Genomic DNA, 20,807 nt, shown 5'->3' on the forward strand with positions numbered 1-20,807 from the left:
GCTCCTTGCCGATGTCGTTCGAGGCGTACACCACGAAGCCGGTGGGAGCCGGTGGGCCGCTAGGAGGCCATCGGCGGCCGTCGGCGGCTCGCCTCCCGGATGTCACTGGGCTCGGGCACCGGCTGTGCCGGTTCGGCCTGCGCTCCGGGCGGGCGACGGCCCCGCGTGTCGGTCCTGCTCCGCCGGGAGCGTGGTGAAAGGGTGCGACCACACCCGGGGACGGGAAACGGGGCGCTCGGGCACTGCGGGCGGACGCGATCGAACAAGGGAGCCTTCCTGTGAGCGCCTACCCCGCGGCAGCCGATCACGGAATGACCGGCAGCCTCCGAAATGCCGCGATCGACCGCGCGGAGCTCGGGGGCGCGGATGTCTGACGCCACCCCGGCCCCACGCCCACCCGCCGCCCTGCGGAGGGTCATCGCCCCGCTCGCCCTCGCCCAGTTCATCTGCAGCTTCGCCGGCTCCAACATGAACGTGATGATCAACGACATCAGCGAGGACCTCGACACCACCGTGCAGGGCGTGCAGGTCGCCATCACCGTCTTCCTGCTGGTGATGGCCGCCCTGATGATCCCCGGCGGGAAACTGACCGACCGCTACGGCCGCAAGCGGTGCCTGCTCACCGGCCTCGTCGTCTACGGCATCGGCGCACTGCTCAGCGCCGCCGCCCCGGGCCTGGGCGTCCTCATCCTCGGCAACTCGATCCTCGAAGGCGTCGGCACCGCCCTGCTCATCCCACCCGTCTACATCCTCACCACGCTGCTCTTCACCGACATGACCTCACGCGCCCGCGCCTTCGGCACGATCATGGCGCTCGGCGGCATCGGAGCGGCGGCCGGCCCGCTGATCGGCGGACTCATCACCTCGGCACTCAGCTGGCGGGCCGCCTTCGTGTTCCAGGCCCTGGTCATCGTCGTGATCATCGCCCTCAGCCGACGCATCGAGGACCCCCTGCCGCCGGACCCGACCCGGCCCTTCGACACCGTCGGCACCGTCCTGTCCGCCGTCGGGCTCGTCCTCGTCGTCACCGGCATCCTGGCCGCTGACAACAACGTCTGGCTGATGCTCGCCCTGCTCGTCCTCGGCGCGCTGTTCCTGGCGGGCTTCTTCCTGTGGGTCCGCGCCCGGGAACGGGCCGGCAAGGAGCCACTGCTGTCCACCAGCCTTTTCCGCAGCCGCATCTCCAACCTCGGGCTCATCACCCAGAACACCCAGTGGCTGCTCCTGATGGGCGTGTCCTTCACCGTCGCCTCCTACCTGCAGGTCGTGCGCGGATACGACGCGATCCAGACCGGCGTGATCTTCACCGCCGCCACCCTCGGCATCCTCACCACCTCCGTTGCCGCCGAACCCCTGGCGAAGCGGCACGCCCAACGCACCCTCATCCTGACGGGATTCGCCACCACGATCGCCGGGATCATCGTCCTGATCCTCATCGTCGCCGGCTCCCCCAGTCCCTGGGCCTTCGCCCCCGGACTGCTCCTGATCGGCCTGGGCCTCGGCGTGATGCTCACCCCCTCGGTCAACATCGTCCAGTCGAGCTTCACCGAGGAACGCCAAGGTGAGATCTCCGGCCTGTCCCGCAGCATCTCGAACCTCGGGTCCTCCCTCGGCACCGCCATCGCCGGCACCATCCTCGTCGCCGGCCTCACCAACCACGCCTACGCCGCCGCCATGATCACCCTGGCGGCAGTCGGACTCATCGGCCTCACCGCCACCGCCTTCCTGCCCCACACCCCTGTACCCTCCGAACGGCCGGCCGGGCCCAGCCCCGAACAGTAGACGCCGCCACCCGGACGTCGGCCAGCCCGCCGGCCAGCCGGCCGCGCCGAAGCCGCTCGACATGCACCCAGGGCCGGCCGCGGACGGAAGGCTGAAGCCCGGTCTGTTCTGCGGAGTGTCAGGGCCGGCGGTGGTCCCAGAGCGCCGCCGCAACCGCGGCGGCGACGACGAAGAGGAGTGCCAGCCCCCACTGACTGCCGAACAGGTTGAGGTCGGTGAGGAACACCACGAGCAGAGTCCCTGCCCGACAGCACGCACACCACCAGGGTACGGACAGCCACAGTCCCGCCTCCGCTGCGGCGACATCCGCGATCCTCGCGGACGCCGCCCCCACCATGCCGCACACCCTACGGGCCATCGAACTCACCGACGAGACCATCCCCGAACTGGAGACGATCGTCGACTTCGACAATGACCTCGCCGGCGAGGCAACCCGCCCGGCCCGCAGGGCGTGGTTAGGGCAGCGTCCAGCGCTGGTTGCTGCCGCCGTTGCAGTCCCAGAGCTCCAGCCGGGTGCCGTTGGTGAGGGAAGCGGCCGGATCGTCCAGGCAGCGGCCGGACTGGGTGCCCTTCAGGGTGCCGTCGTTCTGCGGCGTCCACTGCTGGTTGGCGCCGCCGTTGCAGTCCCAGATCTCCATCAGCGTCCCGTTGACGGTGCCCTGACCGGTGGCGTCGAGGCACTTGCCGTCGTGGGTCAGGGCGCCGTTCGACCAGGTCCACACCTGCGAGGCGCCGCCGTTGCAGTCCCAGAGCTGCACGGCGGTGCCGTTGACGGTGGAATCGCCGTTGTCGTCCAGGCATTTGCCGGGCAGGGCGGAGGCGACCGCGCCGGTCTGGGTGCTGGGCGTGCCGGGAGTGAGGGCGAAGTTGTCGAACTGCTCGGTCTGGTAGCCGGTCACCCCGAGGCCGGCCTGGCCGTTGGTGAAGCTGGTGTCGGTGGCGCTGCCCACCGTGGTGCCGTCGACGGTCGCGGTCAGCGCGCTGCCCTGCATGGTGAGGCTGACGGTGTGCCAACTGGCTGTTCCCAGCGCCTTGGTGGTGCCACTGGCGAGGGTGGTGAAGTTCCAGCTGGTGTCGCTCTTGTCGATGGACCAGGCGCCGGTGTCGCTGACGCGCAGGTGGTAGGCGTTCAGGCCGTTGTTGTTGCGGCCCTGCTGGTTGACCCGTCCGAGCAGCTCGGTGGTGCCCGGCTGCTCGAACATGGTGTCGGCAGTGACCGTGTAGTTGCTCCAACTGCCGTCGCCCATGATGGTGTACGGGGCGTCGTAGGGCTCGTCGGTCCAGCGGATCGGCGTGCTCGGGGTCATCTGGCGCAGGCAGGTACCGGTGCGGCCGCCGCCGCAGGCGACGGTCTGGAAGGCGCCGTTCATGTCGGTGAAGTACTTGGGCGAGGTGGTGGTGGCCGGCGTCTCGAAGCCGTCCGCGTAGGGCAGCTTGAGCGCGGCGGGGGCGGGCGGGGTTGCGGTGCCCTTGCCCTGACCGGTCGTGGTGGTCACGGTGTATACGTAGCCGGGCTGGAGGGTGAGCGTGTACGTGCCGCCGCTGGGCGTGACGTCCTGCTGGTGGACGAACCAGGCGGTGGGGTCGGTGGAGTTGAGGTTGGTGGCCCAGACGTGGACCTTGCCGGTGGACAGGCCACCGGAGACGGTGAAGTTCGCGGTCTGCGCGGTGGTGGCGTCCATCGTCTCGATGACCGTGCTGTAGTCCTTGGCGGTGGGCGACTTGAGCGTCACATAGCTGCCGTTGCCGCGGTTGCCGCCGAGGTAACCGCTGGCCGAGTCGATGTAGCGCCAGCCGGGCTGGGCGAACTGGGTGGTGTGCGCGGTGACCCAGGTGGTCGTGCCGATGTCGTAGTTGCCGGACCAGGGCTGGTCGGCGATCGACATGCCGTCGGTGGAGAAGTACAGGTTGGGGTAGAGCGCGGCGATGACCGGCCAGTTGATGAACGAGGTCATCCTGCCGTCGAGGTAGTCGCGGTTGATCGCGCGGGCCACCGCCGGGGCGCCCGCAGTGGCGTCCTCGGAGCCGTTCTCACTGGCCCACAGCGGCTTGCCGAGCGACTGCGCGTTCGCGGTGCTCGGGCAGGAGGTGAAGGCGCCGAGGTAGCCGCAGGGGTAGTGGACACCGACGATGTCCACGGCGTTCTTGAACGCCGGGTCCGTGGCCATGTCGTCCGCCACCGACCAGTCGCTGTCCGCGGCGACCACCTTGGTTCCGGAGTAACCATGCGTGGTGAGCGCCGACTTGAGGTTCTCGTACCAGGTCTTGTCGTAGCCGCGTTCGTTCCAGCCGCCCAGGTAGGAGACGGGCAGGTGGTGCTGCGCGGCGCAGCCCATCCAGGACATCAGGTAGTCGATGCTGTCCTGGGACCAGAAGTTGCCGCCGCCGATCCAGCCCGGCGCACCCCAGGACAGGCCGTAGAACTTGATGTTCGGGTTGCGGGCCTTGGCCTGCTCGGCAAGCCACCACTCGTAGCCCTGGTTGCAGTCGACGGTGCCCTTGGTGTGCTCGATGCTCGGCTCGGCACCGTCGGTCGAGTTGGTGTCACCGCCGATCTCCAGCTTCAGGACCTGCAGCGAAGCGCCGTAGCCGGGCTTGAAGAGGTAGTCGAGCAGCTGGCTGCGCTGCGGCTCCGGATAGTCGACCAGCAGACGGGAGTTGCCACCGCCGCCGGAGATGGCCCCGACACCGTCGAAGGTCAGGCCGGGCTTGATACCGCTGAGTGCCACAGCCGTGGCAGGGGCAGGAGTGGCCGCGGCGGTGACGGGCGCGGCGGATTCGGCGGCAGCCGGCGTGCCGAGGGCGGTGCAGCCGAGGAGGAGCAGGGCTGCGCCGAAGGCGGTACGGAATCTTGGGGGCATGGCGCTGCGACCCATGGGGGACTCCAGGGGTAAGGGTGGGGGATTGGGTTCAGACCTGCTTAATATGAAGGCCAAATAAGCAAGAGTCAACAAGTTCGAACAAATTTCGCCCCCGGCGCGCATCCACCATCCCGATGGCCCGGCACTCCCCCACCGAGGCTTCCAGTAACAGAAGTTGACGGAAATCCGAGGGGGATCCCGCCGGCAGCCACAGCAGCTGCGGGCTGATGTCTGGACAATTGCCGAGGTCGAGCGCCACCCTCGGATCCGTTCGAACAAAGAACAGCTATTGCCATTTGACATTTTACTGATCGGGACGTCGCTCAACGCAGCTGCGGCAACCGGAGTGCCGAACACGGATCTGTCCGGGCCGGCCGGGTGGTCGAGGCCGTGGCGGGCGGTGGTGATCAGCAGAAGGCTGCCGGTCGGGGTGAGGCAGACGGAGGTCGGCTGGCGGGCGGGGAGGCGCAGGGTCGGCAGCGGTCAGCCGAGAGCGCGGTCGAGGTTGAAGGCGGCGCTGATCAGCGAGAGGTGCGTGAATGCCTGCGGGAAGTTGCCGAGTTGTTCGCCGGTCGGGCCGATCTCCTCGGCGAACAGACCGAGGTGGTTGGCGTAGGTGAGCATCTTCTCGAAGGCGAGCCGGGCCTCCTCCAGCCGGCCCGCGCGGGCCAGTGCCTCGACGTACCAGAAGGAGCAGATCGAGAAGGTTCCCTCGGGGCCGTGCAGGCCGTCCGGGCTGGTGGTGGGGTCGTATCGGTAGACCAGCGAGTCGGAGACCAGGTCCGTGCCGAGGGCGTCCAGGGTGGAGAGCCACTTGGGGTCGGTGGGCGAGATGAACTTGGCCATCGGCATCATCAGCAGCGAGGCGTCCAGGACGTCGCCGTCCAGGCACTGGACGAAGGCGCCGCGCTCGGTCGACCAGCCGCGGGCCATGATCTGCCGGTAGATCGCGTCACGGGACTGCCGCCAGCGGGGCAGGTCGGCCGGCAGGCCGCGCCGGTTGGCCATCCGGATGGCCCGCTCCAGTGCCACCCAGCACATCAGCCGCGAGTAGACGAAGTTCCGCCGGCCCGCGCGGGTCTCCCAGATTCCCTCGTCGGGCTGGTCCCAGTGCTCGCAGAGCCAGTCCGCCATAGCGCCGACCTCGTCCCAGCGGGCGCTGCTGATCGGCTGTCCCCACTTGTCGTAGAGGTAGATCGAGTCGATCAGGGCTCCGTAGATGTCCAGTTGGAGCTGGCCGGTGGCGGCGTTGCCGACCCGGACCGGTGCGGAGCCGAGGTGGCCCTCCAGGTGGGGCAGCTCGTACTCGGGCAGCTCGCTGCGCCCGTCGATGCCGTACATGATCTGCAGCGGCCCCCTCGCGCCGGCGCCGCTCATGATGCCGCGCTCGCAGAGGAAGCCCATGAACGCCTCGGCCTCCGCGGTGAACCCCAGGCGCAGCATGGCGTACATGCAGAAGGCGGCGTCGCGGACCCACACGTAGCGGTAGTCCCAGTTGCGCTCGCCACCGAGCTGCTCGGGCAGGCTGGTGGTGGGTGCGGCGACGATCGCTCCGGTCGGCGCGTAGGTGAGCAGCTTCAGCACCAGCGCGGAGCGGTGCACCATCTCCCGCCAGCGCCCGTGGTACTGCGAGCTGGCCAGCCAGTGGCGCCAGAACCGGACGGTCTCGTCGGCCTGCTCCTGCGCCTCGGCGCGCGGGCACGACCGGGGTGGGACGTCGCCGTCGACCTTGTCGAGGGCGAACACATTGGACTCGCCCTCGAGGAGCTTGAAGTGCGACCACACGTCCTGGCCGTCGCTCTCCACGGGTGCGGTGGCGGTCAGCGCGAGCGTCAGTGACGGGGAGCGGAACACCGCCGTGTGGCCTTCGAGGTGCGCGGTGTGCGCTTCGGCGCCGTAGCCGAAGCGCGGGGCGATGCGCGCCCGGAACGGGAGGGTTCCCCGGACGCAGACCACCCGGCGGATCAGCCGGTGCCGGGCCGCCTCACGCGACTCGTCGAGCACGGGCATGAAGTCCTGGATCTCCGCCACGCCGTCCGCGGCGAAGAACCGCGTGATCAGGACGTTCGTGTCCGGGAAGTAGAACTGCCTGGTGCGGGTCGGCACATCGGCGGCCAACTCGAACGAGCCGCCCTTGTCGGCGTCGAGGATCGACCCGAAGACGCTGGGCGAGTCGAAGCGCGGGCAGCAGTACCAGTCGATGGTGCCGTTCGTGGCGACCAGCGCGGTCGTTCGAAGATCGCCGATCAGGCCGTGTTCGGAGATCGGTATGTAGCGGCAGTCGTCTGCCTGCCCGAAACCAGTCGTGTCGAACGCCATGCCGGCCTCCTTGCCGTTGCGGCGCGGACCTGGAGCAGAACCTCCGCTTTTCATGCTAGTGCCGCATCAGGCAGGGTTCGCCCTGGTGACGGCCTCGCGTAGGCGCTCGTCGGCCGCGGCGTCGGCTTTGGTGAGGCGCCTGGCCGTGTCCTCCAGGCCGGTGCTGTGCGATCCCTTCACCAGTACCAGGTCCCCCGGCTTCAGGTAGTCCCGCAGGAGTTCGAGAGCCGCGTCCCGGTCGGCCACCAGCGTGCTGGTGACGCCGAGGGCCCGCGCCTGGTCGTGCACCAGCAGGGCCTCGGCCCCGCCGACCGCGATCAGGTCCGTGACACCGGCCGCCGCCACCCGCCTGCCCAGTTCCGCGTGGTGCGACTCCGACTCCCCGCCCAGTTCCCGCATCTCGCCCAGCACCGCGACCACCCGCCGCCGGCCCCCGGCCATCGCCGCCAGGGCCCGCAGGGCCACGGCCATCGAGTCGGGGTTGGCGTTGAAGGCGTCGTTGACGACCGTCACGCCGTCCGGGCGCTCGCCGACCTCCATCCGACCAGGCGTCAACTGCCGGGCAGAGCTGAGAACTTCGGCAATGTGGTCGAGTCCGGCGCCGAGCCCGAGCGCGACGGCAGCGGCAGCGGTGGCGTTGGCCACGTGGTGCTCCCCGTACATGCCGAGCCTCACGCGCGCCGCCGAACCCTGCCAGGCCAGCGTGAAGGACGGCCGTCCGGCCTCGTCCAGAGCGATGCCGGTGGCCCGGACCTCGCCGCCGCGACGCCCGAAGGTCAGCACCGGGGCGAGGGTCCTGGAGGCCATCGACATGACGTACGGATCATCGGCGTTGAGGACCGCCAGGCCGTCCGCGGGGAGGGCCTGGACCAGTTCGCTCTTCGCGGTGGCGATGGCCTCCTTGCTGCCGCCGAACTCGCCGAGGTGGGCCGTGCCGACATTGATCACCAGACCGATGGTCGGCGGGGCAATGCCGGTCAGCCGTGCGATGTGTCCGGCCCGGCTGGCGCCCATCTCCAGCAGCAGGTGCCGGGTGCCGGCGTCGGCGTGCAGGACGGTCAGCGGCAGGCCGATGTCGTTGTTGAAGGACAGCGGCGTGGCGACCGTGGTGTCCATGGTCCGCAGCACCTGGGCGAGCAGGTCCTTGGTGCTGGTCTTCCCCGCCGAACCGGTCAGGGCGATCACCGTCGGTGAAGTCGGTGAAGCCGTTGCAGCCAGCCTCGCCAGCACCGCCCGCGCGAGCGCGGCCAGCGCCTCCAGGACGTCCCGGACGACGATCGCCGGTCCGTCCACCGGCCGCGAGGCAAGCACCGCGACCGCACCGGCGCCGACCGCGGCGGCCGCGAAGAGATGGCCGTCGGTGTGCTCGCCGGGCAGCGCGACGAAGAGCGAACCGGGCTCGGCCAACCTGGAGTCGACCACCGCCGGCCGGTCGACCACCGCGGCCGGATCGGGAACGCCGTGCAGCACTCCCCCGACGGTCTCGGCGATCTCTTGCAGGGTCATGGGGACCACGGCGGCTCCGATCCGTCGGCAAGTGGTGTGCCCCGGCCGGGGCTTGTCCGGGCCAGACGCTAGCGCCCGGACGACCGGGCGACGCGCTCCGCCGCACGGGATGAGGCCATGAGGGTGCACCAAGGCCGCCACCCTCCTCACCTGACCACGCCCCACCCCCCGGGCCTGGGACGATGCCGCGAAGAGCAGCGAAATGCGGCAATGGGAAGAGGTAGTGGGATGGCGGACGACTCGGCCCCCGTGAGCGTGGTGATCGCCGCCTACGACGCGGAGCGCACCCTGGGCGCGGCGGTGGCCTCGGCACTGCGGCAGGTCCCCCGGCCGGCCCAGGTGATCGTCGTCGACGACGGCTCGCGGGACGGCACGGCCGAGGTGGCCGCCTCCTTCCCGGACGTCCTGCTGCTCAGGCAGCAGAACCAGGGGCCCTCGGCGGCGCGGAACACCGGGATCCAGGCGGCCTCCCAGCCCTGGGTGGCGTTTCTCGACGCGGACGACGTCTGGCTGCCGGGCAAGCTGGCGCGGCAGCTGGCCGCCTGGGAGCGGCATCCGACGACCGTCCTGCTCGCCGGCGACTGGGTGCGGGCCGAGCCCGGCGAGGGCGCCGCTCCCCCGGTCGGTGCCGGGGCCGATGCCCCGGAGACACTGCTGGGCTATCGGGAGCTCCTGGTGCTCAACCGCTTCCAGACCTCCACCGTCCTGGTGCGCAGCGACGTCCTGGCGCGGTGCGGCGGGTTCGATCCTGGGCTGGACGGCGCCGAGGACTGGGATCTGTGGCTGCGGTGCGTCAAGTCGGGCCCGGCCGTCAAGCTCGACGTCCCGCTGGTGGTCTACCGCGACGAGCCCACCGGCTACAGCAAGGACCTGCCGCGCCTGTACCGCAGGATGCTCGCGATGCTGAGCCGGGAACGCTCGGGCACCACCCTGAGCGCGACCGCCTTCGCCCAGGTGGTGGCCTGGCACCACCTGCGGTTCGCCCTGGCGTTCCTGCTGGCCGGTCAGCCAGAACGGACGCGGGGCGTCCTGCGCGAGCTACGGGTGGCGGGCCTGGCCCGGCACGTGCCCGCCGCAGCCGTCCGCTACCTCGCCCCCTTCCTCGGTGGGCGGGTGCTGCGCCGGCTGCGCCGGAGCTGATTCGGGGCGACCGGCGCCAGCGCCGCCATGTTGAGGCAGATGGGCAGCACCGCTGCCGCGACCGCCAGGCCCGCGAGCAGGGGCAGCGCGGCTCCCGTCCCGGTCACCGGCGCCATCGAACGCACCTTGAGCCAGGCCAGTACACCGGTCGGCAGGCTGATCGCCACCGCCCGGGTCAGCGCCCGCAGCGTCGGCGGCCCGTCGGTGGCCGCGCCCAGCCGTCGGCGCAGGACGGCGGCCGCGGCGACGGCTGCGGCGGTGTACCCGAGCGAGACGGCGGCGGCGATCCCTTGGACGCCCGCCGGACGGTACAGGAGCGTCGCCAGCACCACCGTGAGCCCGTTGTTCAGCACATACAGCCCGAAGGCCGAGCGCAGATCCTGCATCGCCTGGAAGACCCGGACGAAGTAGAGGTAGGCCGAGAACCCCGGCAGACCCAGGGCGAGCACGGCCAGCACCTGACCCGTGACGGCCGCCCCCGCCGCCCCGGTCGCGCCGTGCCCGAGCAGGAGGCGGACGATCGGATCGGCCAGCGCGGCCAGCACGGCGGCGATCGGCACCATCAGGAGGATGAGCAGCCGCAGTCCGGCGGCCACCCCCGTGCGCAGGTCCCGGACCCGCCCTGCGGCCCAGTCCGCCGACCAGGAGGGCTGGCGCGCACCGGTGATGGACACCGCCACCACGCCGAACGGCACCTGGAAGAACGTGTACGCGTAGGTGTAGGCGCTCACCCCGCCGGGTCGGCTGTTGGCGAGCAGCAGCACCACGAAGAGCGTCGCCTGGTTCGCGGCGACCATGGCGAAGGTCCATCCCGACAGCCCCGCCACCTGCCGGACCGCCGGATGGCGCGGCTCCCACCGCCAGCGCAGCCGCGCCCCCGACCGGTGCACCCCGACCGCCACGACCAGCGCTTGGGCGACGACACCGGCGGTGGTGCCGAGACCGAGCACCGTGAGCAGCGCCGGATCGGCGAGCGCCTGGTCGGTCGAGGTGTGCCGCAGGGTCCCCGACAGGGCGAGCAGGATCGCGATGAGCACCAGGTTGTTGGCGATGGGGGCGAAGGTCGCCAGCGCGAACCGGCGCAGGCTGTTCAGCACGGCGGTGCCCAGCGCGACGACACCGTAGAGCAGCACCTGCGGAGCGAACAGCCGCAGCAGCCGCACCGCCACGGGGCTCTCGGCGCCGGCGGTCCGCGCCGGGGTGACCAGGGTGTAGCCGTGCATCAGCGGCCCGGCCGAGAGCGCCACCAGGGCCGCGGCGAGGATCAGGGCCACCGTGCAGGCGGTCACCACGGCGGACACGCCCGCCCAGTCGTCGTCGTTCGGCGCCCGGTCCTGCCTGCGTTGCAGTCGGGCGACGAAAACCGGGATGAGGGTGGCGGAGAGCACACCGCCGAGGACCAGGTCGTAGACCATGTTGGGCGTGGTGTTGGCGAGGTTGTAGGCGTCCGCCAGCGGGCTGATGCCGAGCGCGTACGACAGGGCGAAGACCCGTCCCAGCCCGGTCAGCCGGGACAGCGTGGTGCCCACCGCCATCGTCAGCTCCGGCCGCAGAGCGCCCTGCCACCGGGCGACGCGGGCACCGGTCACGGCGACAGCGCCGCGTCCGGGGGCCACTCCTCGGCGAAGCCGAGGACTCCGCTGGGGACGTTGGCGAGCGCGCCGTGCGCCGGGTGGCAGTGCACCACCCCGAGCCGGAGGCGTTCCGTCCCTCTGCGCCTGGGGGTCCTGCTGCCGCCGTCGGCCCAGCCACGGGCTGTGAGGACCGCGCGGGCATGGCCCCGGTCGTCGAAGGGGACGGCGCGCCCGGCCACGGACTGCGTCGTCTCGTGCCCCCGCCCGAGGATCAGGACGACGTCGCCCGGCCGTGCCGCCGCCACGGCCGAGTCGATCGCGGCGGCCCGGTCGAGCTCCACCACCACCTCCCGGTCGGGGCGGTCCAGCGTGCCGGCGAGCATCTGGGAGACGATCCCCTGCTGGTCCTCGTCACCCGGGCTGTCGCTGGTCAGGATGACGGTGTCGGCGGCCATCGCGGCCCGTCCGGCATCGGGCCGCTTGTAGCGGTCCCGGCCACCACGGCAGCCGACGACCAGATGCACCTGGCCCCCGCGCGCGACCAGCCGGCGAGCCGTGGAGATCTGGGCCGTGAGCGCGCCGGGCGTGTGCGCGTAGTCGACGACCACGAGAAACGGCTGGCCCACGTCCACCAGCTCGGACCGCCCGGGAATGGGTTCGCAGCTCGCGATCCCGATGGCCGCCGCCTGCGCCGACACTCCCAGCGCCCGCGCGGCCAGGTAGGCGGCGGCGACGTTGGTCGCGTGGCAGGTCCCCACGACGGGCGCCGACAACTCCACGGACCCGTCCGCACCCTCCAAGCGGATGCGGGTACCGCTCAGGTCGCTGGTCGCGTCCGTGATACGGAACTGCGCCCGGTCGGTGCGACCGAAGGTGGTCGTGGGAACGCTGCTCTGATGCGCGAGCCGGACACCCCAGTCATCGTCGACGCACACCAGCGCCTGCCGGCAGCGCTCGGGGGTGAACAGCAGCGACTTGGCGTAGTAGTACTGCTCCATTGTGCCGTGGTAGTCGAGGTGCTCGGCCTCCAGATTGGTGAAGACGCCGACGTCGAAGGCGATCCCGCCCACGCGGTGCTGGTCGAGAGCGTGGGAGGACACCTCCATCGCGACCGTGCGGACCCCTTCGCTGCGCATCCGGGCGAAGACCCGTTGGAGGTCGGTCGCCTCCAGCGTGGTCAGCGGCGACGTCCACCGGTGGCGGCCTATCCGCGTCTCCACCGTGCCCAGCCGGGCCGCGGGCCAGCCGGCCGCGACCAGCGCGGAGTGCAGCAGATAGCTCACGGTGGTCTTGCCGTTGGTCCCGGTCAGACCGGCGATCGACAGCCCGTCGGCCGGACGGCCGTGCACGGCCGCCGCCACCGGACCGATGGCCCAGCGCACGTTCGACACGCGCAGCTGCGGCACGTCCAGATCCAGGAAGCGCTGCACCATCAGCGCGGGGGCACCGGCCCGGACGGCGGCCTGCGCGTAGTCGTGGCCGTCGAAGTGAGCCCCTGACAGGGCGCAGAACAGCCAGCCCGGGCGGACCTGCCGGCTGTCGTGCGTGCAGTCGACCACCCCGACGTCCCCGCCCCGGTGCTCGGCACCGGGCCAGGCGGCCACCAGCTCCGACAGCCGGACGGCGCGGCGCGGGTCGCCGCCCACCGCCCGCCGGGCGCCCGGGTCCGGCCCGCACGTTCCCATCGGGTTCACCAACGCGCTCCGCGGGACACCCCGGCTCGCCCGGGAGGCTCCGCGCTCAGCTGCCCGACCGGGTGCCCGGTGGCGCGGCCGCCGACCGGCACGGACGGCTCGTCACCGGCAGGGCGTCGTGCGAGGTCTGCGCGATCGGGCCGTGGAAGCCGCATGCGAGTGGAACCGCTGTAGCCGGTCATGCTGACGTCTCCATCGAGCGGAGGGGGCACCCTGCGAGGATCCATCTCCCCGGAGAGTGCCGTGCCCCAGTACGCCGAGCCGCGCCTGAGCCGTCGGGCCTGATGCGGCCGCACGCCGCATCAGGCACCCGGTCTGTTCGAGCACTGCTCCGAGGCTAGGCGAGGACCACAGCACGCGCAGCTCGGAGCCGACTACGCTACGTGACTCTCTGCGAAGGGCTCGCCTTAGCACGGAGCTCCGGTACCGCGTGGCGGATTCCCGGGGAGACCCCTCGCATGGGCGAACTTGACCCCAGGTGCCGGTGCGACGCGCCCGGGAGGACAAACCTGGTCCCAGCACAACCCCCGGGTCGACGGGGCGAGAGGTCGGGTGGACCGGCGCGGGCATCGGGCCGCGCCCCGAACGCGGCCTGACGCCGCCGGAACCGGCCCGCCCACCCCCGTAATCTTCCGATTTGTTTGAGGATGCCGATGCTTCGTGCTGGAACGTTACCCGGCAGCCAGCGCTCCGCACCCGTACTCGTGTGGCTCCTGCCCATGGTCGTGACGGCGGCCGCCGCCGCCATCGCCGTGTCGATCACCACCGGCCCCCGCACGGGAGTCCTCTGGTGCGGGGTTGCGGCCACCGCGGCGGTGGCCGTGGTGGCCGCCGAGGCGGCGCGCCGGGGCCGTGAGCTGACGGCCCTGTACGAGCGCTACGCCCGGCAGGAGACCGAGCTGCGCCGCCGGCTGGCCGAGCAGGAGGCCGCAACGGTCCAGCTGGCGAGGGCCAGCCTGCCGGAGGCGGTCGCCCGCCTGCAGCGCGGTGAGTTCACCGAGGACGTGCTGAAGACGTACGAGTCCCATGACGCCGCCGTGGGACCGGAGTTCCAGGCCGCCCTGCTGGCCGTGCTGCGCACCGTCATGGAGGCCGTCGACAACGAGGAGGGCCTGCGCGAGTCCGCCCAGCGCGCGTTCGTGAACATCGCCCGCCGGGTGCAGGCGATCGTCCACCGGCAGGCCCAGGAGCTGCGGGAGATGGAGGACCGGCACGGCAACGACCCGGCGGTCTTCGACGACCTGCTGCGCCTGGACCACGGCAACGCGCTGGTCGGCCGCCTCGCCGACTCGATCGCCGTACTCGGCGGCGCCCGCCCCGGCCGGCAGTGGAGCAGGTCGGTGCCGCTCTACAGCGTGCTGCGCGGTGGCATGTCCCGGATCCTGGACTACCAGCGGGTGGAGCTGCACCCGGTGTCCGAGGTCGCCATCGTCGGCCCCGCCGCCGAGCCGCTGATCCACGCGCTGGCCGAACTGCTCGACAACGCCACCCGCTACTCCCCGCCGCACACCCGCGTCCACCTGACCGCCGTCGAGGTGCAGACCGGCATCGCCGTCGAGATCGAGGACGGCGGCCTGAGCCTCACCGAGGAGGGCCGGGCGCGCGCCGAGCGGATGCTCAAGGCGGCGCAGGCCGGCATCGACCTGAACGACCTCGGCGAGACCCCCCGGCTCGGCCTGGCGGTGGTCGGGCGCCTCGCCCAGGCGTACGGCTTCCAGGTCTCGCTGCGGCCCTCCGCGTACGGCGGCGTCCGCGCGGTGCTGATCGTGCCGCAGGAGCTCATCACCACGGTGCCCGCCACCGGTCTGGCCCACGGCATCGGCGTGGCGTCCAGCCCCCGCCCGATGCCCGCGGCGCGGCTGCGGACGGCGACGACGGCGCCCGCCTTCCCCGCCGGGCCGTCCTTCGGATCCTCCCCGGGAGCCCTTGCGCAGCCCGCACCGGAGGAGGACGAGGCCCCGATCGTGACCGAGCGGGCCCCGAACGGCCTGCCGCAGCGCCGCCGTCACGCGGCGTCCCGCCGCAGGGGTGCCCCGGAGACCGTCCGGGCGCCTGAGAGCGTGTGGTCGCCCGAGACCGCGCGGGCGGCTGAGCAGCCGGCCGCGGCGCCCGCACCGCCCGGCCTGTGGCTGACCGCGTTCCAGGAGGGGGTGAACGGTCAGCCGTCATCCACCAGTACGGCCGACTCCACCACTGACGAGTCGGCAGGGAAGGGCAAGCAGTGATTCAGCAGCGGACCAACATGGACTGGATGCTCAAGGAGCTGGCGGACGGTGTCCCGCACACCCGCCACGTCATTGTGCTCTCCGCCGACGGTCTGCGGATGGCCCAGTACGGCAGTGACACCGACACGGCCGACCGCCTCGCCGCCGCCTGCGCCGGCCTGCAGAGCCTGGCCGCCGCGGTCGGGAACGAGTTTCCGCAAGGCAACGGCCGGATGCGGCTGGTCGTGATCGAGATGGGCGGTGGCTTCTTCTACCTGATGGCGGCCGGCCCGCGGGCCTACCTGGCGGTGCTGGCCGACGAGGGCGTCGACGCCGGGCTGGTGGGCCAGCGGATGCGCGACCTGGTCGCCCGGATCGGTGAGCATCTCAGCACTCCTGCGCGCAGCGGCGAGCCGGTCGCATGAGCGCATCCGACCAGGAGTGGGACGAAGGCAAGCCCGAACGTCTCTATGTGATCACGCGCGGCCGCAGCGGCCTGGCCGAGCAGACCACCTTCGACCTGGTCACCCTGATCGTCTCCCGCTCCGAACCGACGCCCGTGATGCAGCCCGAGCAGGCGGCGATCCTGCGGATCTGCGGCTCGCCGCTGTCGGTGGCCGAGATCTCCGCGTACCTGCGGTTCCCGGCGAGCGTGGTCACCGTGCTGCTGGCGGACCTCCTCGCCGAGGGGCGGATCGAGGCCCGCGCCCGCGCCCACGTCCCGAAGGCGTTCCTTCCCGATCGTGCCCTGTTGGAGGCGGTGATGCATGGACTCCGCAAGCTCTGAGAGAGGCTCCGAGACCGTGGTGGGGCCGCCGAGCGCGGACCTGCTGCCGGCCTCGACCGCGCTGGCGGTCAAGGTGGTGATCGTCGGCGGCTTCGGCGTCGGCAAGACGACGCTGGTCGGTGCCGTCAGCGAGATCCGCCCGCTGACCACCGAGGAGACGATGACGCAGGCCGGCGCCGGCGTCGACGACCTCGCCGGGGTCGAGCGCAAGTCCTCCACCACGGTCGCGATGGACTTCGGCCGGATCAGCATCAGCGACGAGCTGGTGCTGTACGTGTTCGGCACCCCCGGGCAGGAGCGGTTCTGGTTCCTCTGGAACGGCCTCTTCGAGGGGGCCCTCGGCGCGGTGGTGCTGGTCGACACGCGTCGGCTCGAAGTCAGTTTCGACGTGATCGGGCGGCTTGAGGCGCGCGGCGTGCCCTTCGTCGTCGCCGTCAACTCCTTCCCCGAGTCACCGTCCTACCCGACCGAGGAACTGCGGGCCGCCCTGGACCTGCCCCCGGAGGTGCCGATAGTCGCCTGCGACGCCCGGACCCGCGAATCCGCCCGGGACGTGCTGATGGCGCTGATGCGCTACCTGCACAGCCTCTCGGCCCCGCCGCCACCGCCCGGACACTGACCGTCCCACCGCCCCGCCCACTTCGCCCGACCGCTTCGCCCCGCCCACTTCGCACCGCCCACTTCGCCCCGACCCCGGAGAAACCGTGACCGCCCCGTTCCCTGACGACACCACCCTCACCCCGCCGGCCGGCTGCCCCGCCCACGGGCTCGGCGCCGACGGCCTGCGCCGCCTCTACGGACCGCAGGCCGAGGCCGACCCCGCGGGCCTGTACGAGAAACTGCGCGCCGAGCACGGCGAGGTGGCGCCCGTGCTGCTGCACGGTGACGTCCCGGCCTGGCTGATCCTCAGCCACTCCGCGAACCTCGCGGCGATGCGCACGCCGTCCCGGTTCTCCCGGGACTCCCGCCGCTGGACGGCGTTCCAGGACGGCCGGGTCTCCTCGGACTCCCCGCTGATGCCGGTGATCGCCTGGCAGCCGCTGTGCGTCTTCGCGGACGGCGCGGAGCACAAGCGCCTGCGCGGAGCGGTCACCGACAGCCTGAACCGCTTCGAGGGGCGCGGGATCCGCCGCCACGTCACCCGCTTCGCCGACCAGCTGATCCAGGACTTCGCACCCGCCGGCCAGGCCGAGCTGGTGGCCCAGTTCGCCGAGTGCCTGCCGATGCTCGTGATGACGCAACTGGTCGGCATGCCCGAGGAGTACGGGCCCCGACTGGTCGACGCCGCCCGCGACCTGATGAAGGGCACCGCGACGGCCATCGCGAGCAACGACTACGTCACGGCGACCCTGCGCCGGATGATGGACCGCAAGCGACTGGCGCCCGGCAGCGACCTCGTGTCGTGGCTGATGCAGCACGACGCCGGGCTCACCGACGACGAGGTGCTCGAGCACCTACGGGTGGTGCTGCTCGCGGCGAACGAGACGACGGTCAACCTGATCGCGGACACCCTGAAGCTCGTCCTCACCGACCGGCGGTTCCGCGCCCACCTGTCCGGCGGCCACATGACACTGCCCGACGCGCTGGACCAGATCCTCTGGGACTCACCGCCGATGTCGCTGGTCGCGGGCCGCTGGGCCACCGGCGACACCGAACTCGGCGGCCAGCAGATCCGGGCCGGCGACATGCTCCTGCTCGGTCTCGCGGCCGGCAACGTCGACCCGGCAGTCCGTCCCAACCTGTCGACGCCGCTGCACGGCAACCGCTCCCACCTGTCCTTCGGCGGCGGACCGCACGAATGCCCCGGCCAGGACATCGGCCGAGCCATCGCGGAGACCGGCATCGACATCCTGCTGACCCGCCTGCCTGACCTCCAACTCGCCTGTCCTGAAGATGAGTTGACCTGGAACTCGGCATGGCTGTCGCGGCACCTGGTCGCCCTGCCGGTGCACTTCTCCGCCCGGACGCCCGAGCCCTCGCCAGCCGAAGGCCCCCCGCCCGCAGCCCCGTCCACCTTCCCGCCGTCGTCCGCCCAGTCGGCCGCCCCCGTCTCCCCGCCCCGGCAACGCCGCAGCTGGTGGAGCACCCTGACGGGCTGGCGACGGCGCACCACGCCCAACCCCTGACCGCAGCCCCGTCCCGTCCGGTCCGCCCGGTCAGCCGGGCGGCCCGGACGGGACGCGCCGCATCGACCCACCGTCGCGCCCCGGGACGGCATCCTGCACGGCGGTCCAGTCACGACAATCCCCAAGTCACACCCTGGATATGCTGTCGGTTCGTTCTCGGGGAGTGGGGGGTCAGCAGTGATCAGTAGTGACGACGCCGTCCGTGAGATGTCAGTGCCACTGCCTTTGGGGACGGTCGTCGATCTCGCGCCGGTGCGCGATCGCGAGCGGCCTGTGTGGCTGGCACTGGGCGAGGACGGCACGATCAGCCGGTGGGACGTGGCAACCGGAGATCACGAGGCGGTCGGGACCACCACCATTGCGGCGGAATCGGACCACGAACCATGGGACGGCCACCGGCTTCGCAGGAGCCTGCATGCTTCCCACGACGGCATGTTCGCCGCGGTGGTCAACGATTACGGCCGCTTTGGTGAGGTGATCGACCTGCGAACCGGCGAGGTGACGCTGGCCTTGGACAACCAGGGCTATCACCAAGAGACCGTGCCGTTCTCGCTGGAGTTCGCGCGGAGCCATGGGCGGTGCGTCGTTGTCCACCGCACGGCCTGGAACCGATTGGATGTCTCGGACGCGCAAACGGGGGTGCTGCTCACTGATCGGTTGCTCCCCGCGCCTGCTGACGGGGATGCCGTGCCGGAGCATTACCTCGACTACTTCCACGGCGCACTGTATGTGAGCCCTGATGGGAAGCGGATCCTGGACGACGGCTGGATGTGGCATCCAGTCGGAGTTCCCTCGGTGTGGGGCCTTGACCAATGGATCGGGGGCAACGTGTGGGAGTCCGAGGACGGTCCGAGCCGGGTGGATGTGTGCGGCCGGGATTACTACTGGGATCACGCCATGACCTGGATCGACTCGGTCCGGGTCGCCGTCGAGGGTCTCGGCGATGACGACGATGTCATGCAGCCCGGGGCCCGGATCTTCGATACGAGTCAAACCGGTCAGGGCGGAATGCCGACGGCCGTAGAACTCATTGCGTTCGAGGGCCCGACCGGGCGTTTCTTCAGCGACGGCACCCGCCTGTTCAGTTGCGGTGGGTCCGGTCTGTCGACGTGGGATCCGGTCGAGGGGAAGCTCCTGAGCGTCGTTCCCGGCTTCTCCCCCACACATCACCACCCGGGCGCCCGGCAGTTCGTGCAGCTCGCCGACGGCGTGATCCGTCTATGGGCTGCCTGACCGGTTGTGCCGCTCCGCCCAACCGGATCTCGTTCCGATGGGGCGTCAGATCGCCCGTTGATCCGCAGCTGCCGGTTCGTCGAGCCGGTCGGTGACGTCGACGGTCAGGCGGACGGGGCGTTGTGCCGGGCGCAGAGGGTGGCCAGGTAGGCCCGGCGGCGGTGGCGTTCGCGCGGGAGGACCCTGATCAGCAGGCCGATCGCGAGGGGGACGCCGATGGCTCCGAGGACCCCGCCAGGGCTTGCCCACTGCCCGGGGGCGCGGACGTAGGCGGGGTCGTCGGGAGCGTAGAGGACGGTGACCGTGTCGCCTGCGGTCAGGTCGTCGGTGGGAACTTGGGCGCTGGAGTAGGTCGTGCCGGCGACGGTCCAGCTGCCGGAGCAGCCGATGCTCTTGCCAGTCCGGCCGCAGTTGTCGAGGGTGACGGCGATCGGCGAGGTGACCGTGAGGTTGATCCGGGCCTGCTCGACGACCAGCGCGCTCGAAGCCGCCAACAAGAGCAGCAGGATCAGGGTGCCCACGCCCCAGGCACCCGGCTTGTCGACCGGTGGACGGGTGGCCGAGCGCAGCCGTTCGGCCGCGTAGTCGACTATGCCGAGCATCGGGATCGAGGCCAGCGCGCCCACCGCAAAGGCCACCATGACCGCCACCGGCATCAGCTGCAGCGGCGCGCGCAGCGCCATCGCGTTCAGCACCACCAGGGTCAGCAGCACGTAGCCGGCGCCCCAGCGGGTGGCCCGGCGGATCAGGCGCAGGACGCCGTGGGCCAACGGGTCGACCGTTTGCGAAGGGGGCCCGGTGGGGCCGGGCGGTATCGCCGGATCGTCCATCCGAGGATTATCGCCGACACCTTGAGGGCTTGGTTAGGCTGCTGATCATGCATACGGCCATGACCAGCGGTGGAACCCGTGAGCCCGTCATCCTTGACGCGACGGAGCTGACGTCCGATCCGGACCTTGAGGCCCGGTTCGCGGAGTCGGCTCACGAGATCCTTTCGGACCTGGTCCGTGGAGGGGCCGCGCTCGGTTGGGTCGAACCGCCGTCGCACGATGAGGTGTCGGCGCTTCTCGGCCACGTCATCTCTGCGGCGCACGCCGGTGATGCGGCCCTGCGTGCCGCCTACCTCGGCGGTCGGCTGGTCGGACTGGGGTACTGGCTGCGCTACGCGCGGCCGACCCATCGCCCGCACGCCGACCTGGAGAAGATCGCGGTGGATGCTGCCGCCCATGGTCACGGCATCGGTCGGGCACTCACCGCCGGCTTGATCGCTGACGCCGGACGGGCAGGAATCGAGGTCCTCACCCTGGACGCCCGTGGCGACAACAGCAACGCCCTGCACCTCTACCGATCGTTGGGCTTCAGCGAGTACGGCCGCCTGCCCGACTTCGTCGCCGTCGGTACCTACCGCTTCGACAAGGTCTTCTACATGCTGGACCTCCGCCAGGTGTGACTGCCGTTCGGGGTCGGTCGTTCGGGGTCGGTCGTTCGGGCAGAAACTGACAAGTCGTCACATCCGTTTGCCCGACTATCGATCATTACTTGGCGGAACATCCAATAGATGGTTTGCGATCAACAGGCATG

16 protein-coding genes and 1 pseudogene are annotated in these 20,807 nt (G+C 71.2%); 10 read left to right on the forward strand and 7 right to left on the reverse strand.

The window, feature by feature from the left end:
- Nucleotides 1-366 precede the first annotated feature (366 nt).
- Both P3T34_RS02370 and P3T34_RS02375 read left to right on the forward strand, forming a co-directional pair.
- A complete protein-coding gene (locus P3T34_RS02370) occupies nucleotides 367-1,782 on the forward strand; it encodes an MFS transporter (RefSeq protein WP_280664273.1) in 1,416 nt (471 codons plus the stop codon).
- Between the two features lie 305 nt (nucleotides 1,783-2,087).
- Nucleotides 2,088-2,225: pseudogene (locus P3T34_RS02375) on the forward strand (IS110 family transposase); the annotation flags it as partial.
- A gap of 12 nt (nucleotides 2,226-2,237) precedes the next feature.
- On the opposite strand, the gene P3T34_RS02380 reads toward P3T34_RS02375, so the two are convergent.
- The 4 genes from P3T34_RS02380 to murF form a co-directional block, all read right to left on the reverse strand.
- Entirely contained in the window at nucleotides 2,238-4,658 is a 2,421-nt protein-coding gene (locus P3T34_RS02380) for a ricin-type beta-trefoil lectin domain protein (RefSeq protein WP_280664274.1), read from the reverse strand.
- 34 nt (nucleotides 4,659-4,692) lie between these two features.
- A complete protein-coding gene (locus P3T34_RS02385) occupies nucleotides 4,693-4,902 on the reverse strand; it encodes a hypothetical protein (RefSeq protein WP_280664275.1) in 210 nt (69 codons plus the stop codon).
- Between the two features lie 224 nt (nucleotides 4,903-5,126).
- Nucleotides 5,127-6,962, reverse strand: coding sequence for a glycoside hydrolase family 15 protein (locus P3T34_RS02390; protein WP_280664276.1), 1,836 nt, complete (start codon nucleotides 6,960-6,962; stop codon nucleotides 5,127-5,129).
- Nucleotides 6,963-7,028: 66 nt separating this feature from the next.
- The gene (gene murF / locus P3T34_RS02395) at nucleotides 7,029-8,477 is read right to left on the reverse strand and encodes a UDP-N-acetylmuramoyl-tripeptide--D-alanyl-D-alanine ligase (RefSeq protein ID WP_280664277.1); all 1,449 of its coding nucleotides are present in this window, start codon (nucleotides 8,475-8,477) and stop codon (nucleotides 7,029-7,031) included.
- Between the two features lie 219 nt (nucleotides 8,478-8,696).
- On the opposite strand from murF, the gene P3T34_RS02400 reads away from it, so the two are divergent.
- Complete coding sequence (locus P3T34_RS02400) at nucleotides 8,697-9,608, forward strand: glycosyltransferase family A protein (protein ID WP_280664278.1); 912 nt, start codon at nucleotides 8,697-8,699, stop codon at nucleotides 9,606-9,608.
- Here P3T34_RS02400 and murJ read toward each other — a convergent pair.
- Nucleotides 9,554-11,197, reverse strand: coding sequence for a murein biosynthesis integral membrane protein MurJ (gene murJ, locus P3T34_RS02405; protein WP_280664279.1), 1,644 nt, complete (start codon nucleotides 11,195-11,197; stop codon nucleotides 9,554-9,556). The genes P3T34_RS02400 and murJ overlap by 55 nt on opposite strands.
- A complete protein-coding gene (locus P3T34_RS02410) occupies nucleotides 11,194-12,867 on the reverse strand; it encodes a UDP-N-acetylmuramoyl-L-alanyl-D-glutamate--2,6-diaminopimelate ligase (RefSeq protein WP_280671784.1) in 1,674 nt (557 codons plus the stop codon). The genes murJ and P3T34_RS02410 overlap by 4 nt, the downstream gene beginning before the upstream one ends.
- 728 nt (nucleotides 12,868-13,595) lie before the next feature.
- On the opposite strand from P3T34_RS02410, the gene P3T34_RS02415 reads away from it, so the two are divergent.
- The 6 genes from P3T34_RS02415 to P3T34_RS02440 all read left to right on the forward strand — a co-directional run bounded on the left by P3T34_RS02415 (nucleotide 13,596) and on the right by P3T34_RS02440 (nucleotide 19,226).
- Nucleotides 13,596-15,101: an ATP-binding protein gene (locus P3T34_RS02415; protein ID WP_280664280.1), complete on the forward strand. Its 1,506-nt coding sequence runs from the start codon at nucleotides 13,596-13,598 to the stop codon at nucleotides 15,099-15,101.
- Entirely contained in the window at nucleotides 15,098-15,505 is a 408-nt protein-coding gene (locus P3T34_RS02420) for a roadblock/LC7 domain-containing protein (RefSeq protein WP_280664281.1), read from the forward strand. Before P3T34_RS02415 ends, P3T34_RS02420 begins: the two co-directional genes overlap by 4 nt.
- A complete protein-coding gene (locus tag P3T34_RS02425) occupies nucleotides 15,502-15,867 on the forward strand; it encodes a DUF742 domain-containing protein (protein ID WP_280664282.1) in 366 nt (121 codons plus the stop codon). Before P3T34_RS02420 ends, P3T34_RS02425 begins: the two co-directional genes overlap by 4 nt.
- The gene (locus P3T34_RS02430) at nucleotides 15,848-16,486 is read left to right on the forward strand and encodes an ATP/GTP-binding protein (RefSeq protein ID WP_280664283.1); all 639 of its coding nucleotides are present in this window, start codon (nucleotides 15,848-15,850) and stop codon (nucleotides 16,484-16,486) included. Before P3T34_RS02425 ends, P3T34_RS02430 begins: the two co-directional genes overlap by 20 nt.
- A gap of 85 nt (nucleotides 16,487-16,571) precedes the next feature.
- The gene (locus P3T34_RS02435; RefSeq protein ID WP_280664284.1) at nucleotides 16,572-17,993 is read left to right on the forward strand and encodes a cytochrome P450; all 1,422 of its coding nucleotides are present in this window, start codon (nucleotides 16,572-16,574) and stop codon (nucleotides 17,991-17,993) included.
- 177 nt (nucleotides 17,994-18,170) lie between these two features.
- Nucleotides 18,171-19,226 (forward strand): hypothetical protein, encoded by a 1,056-nt coding sequence (locus P3T34_RS02440; protein WP_280664285.1) that lies wholly within the window; start codon nucleotides 18,171-18,173, stop codon nucleotides 19,224-19,226.
- A gap of 104 nt (nucleotides 19,227-19,330) precedes the next feature.
- Here the strand turns inward: P3T34_RS02440 and P3T34_RS02445 are convergent, their stop codons facing one another.
- Nucleotides 19,331-19,996, reverse strand: coding sequence for a hypothetical protein (locus P3T34_RS02445; protein WP_280664286.1), 666 nt, complete (start codon nucleotides 19,994-19,996; stop codon nucleotides 19,331-19,333).
- Nucleotides 19,997-20,103: 107 nt separating this feature from the next.
- On the opposite strand from P3T34_RS02445, the gene P3T34_RS02450 reads away from it, so the two are divergent.
- Nucleotides 20,104-20,676, forward strand: a complete 573-nt coding sequence (locus tag P3T34_RS02450; RefSeq protein WP_280664287.1) for a GNAT family N-acetyltransferase — start codon at nucleotides 20,104-20,106, stop codon at nucleotides 20,674-20,676.
- Nucleotides 20,677-20,807: the final 131 nt, after the last annotated feature.

The organism is Kitasatospora sp. MAP12-44 (assembly GCF_029892095.1).
Lineage (GTDB): Bacteria > Actinomycetota > Actinomycetes > Streptomycetales > Streptomycetaceae > Kitasatospora.

What these genes read in the sequence shown, in the direction of transcription:
- P3T34_RS02430 (WP_280664283.1), top strand. Translation starts at nt 15,848, where the DNA reads ATGGACTCCGCAAGCTCTGAGAGAGGCTCCGAGACCGTGGTGGGGCCG.
- P3T34_RS02425 (WP_280664282.1), top strand. Translation starts at nt 15,502, where the DNA reads ATGAGCGCATCCGACCAGGAGTGGGACGAAGGCAAGCCCGAACGTCTC.
- P3T34_RS02415 (WP_280664280.1), top strand. Translation starts at nt 13,596, where the DNA reads ATGGTCGTGACGGCGGCCGCCGCCGCCATCGCCGTGTCGATCACCACC.
- P3T34_RS02380 (WP_280664274.1), bottom strand. Translation starts at nt 4,658, where the DNA reads ATGGGTCGCAGCGCCATGCCCCCAAGATTCCGTACCGCCTTCGGCGCA.
- P3T34_RS02370 (WP_280664273.1), top strand. Translation starts at nt 367, where the DNA reads ATGTCTGACGCCACCCCGGCCCCACGCCCACCCGCCGCCCTGCGGAGG.
- P3T34_RS02410 (WP_280671784.1), bottom strand. Translation starts at nt 12,867, where the DNA reads ATGGGAACGTGCGGGCCGGACCCGGGCGCCCGGCGGGCGGTGGGCGGC.
- P3T34_RS02400 (WP_280664278.1), top strand. Translation starts at nt 8,697, where the DNA reads ATGGCGGACGACTCGGCCCCCGTGAGCGTGGTGATCGCCGCCTACGAC.
- P3T34_RS02450 (WP_280664287.1), top strand. Translation starts at nt 20,104, where the DNA reads ATGCATACGGCCATGACCAGCGGTGGAACCCGTGAGCCCGTCATCCTT.
- P3T34_RS02390 (WP_280664276.1), bottom strand. Translation starts at nt 6,962, where the DNA reads ATGGCGTTCGACACGACTGGTTTCGGGCAGGCAGACGACTGCCGCTAC.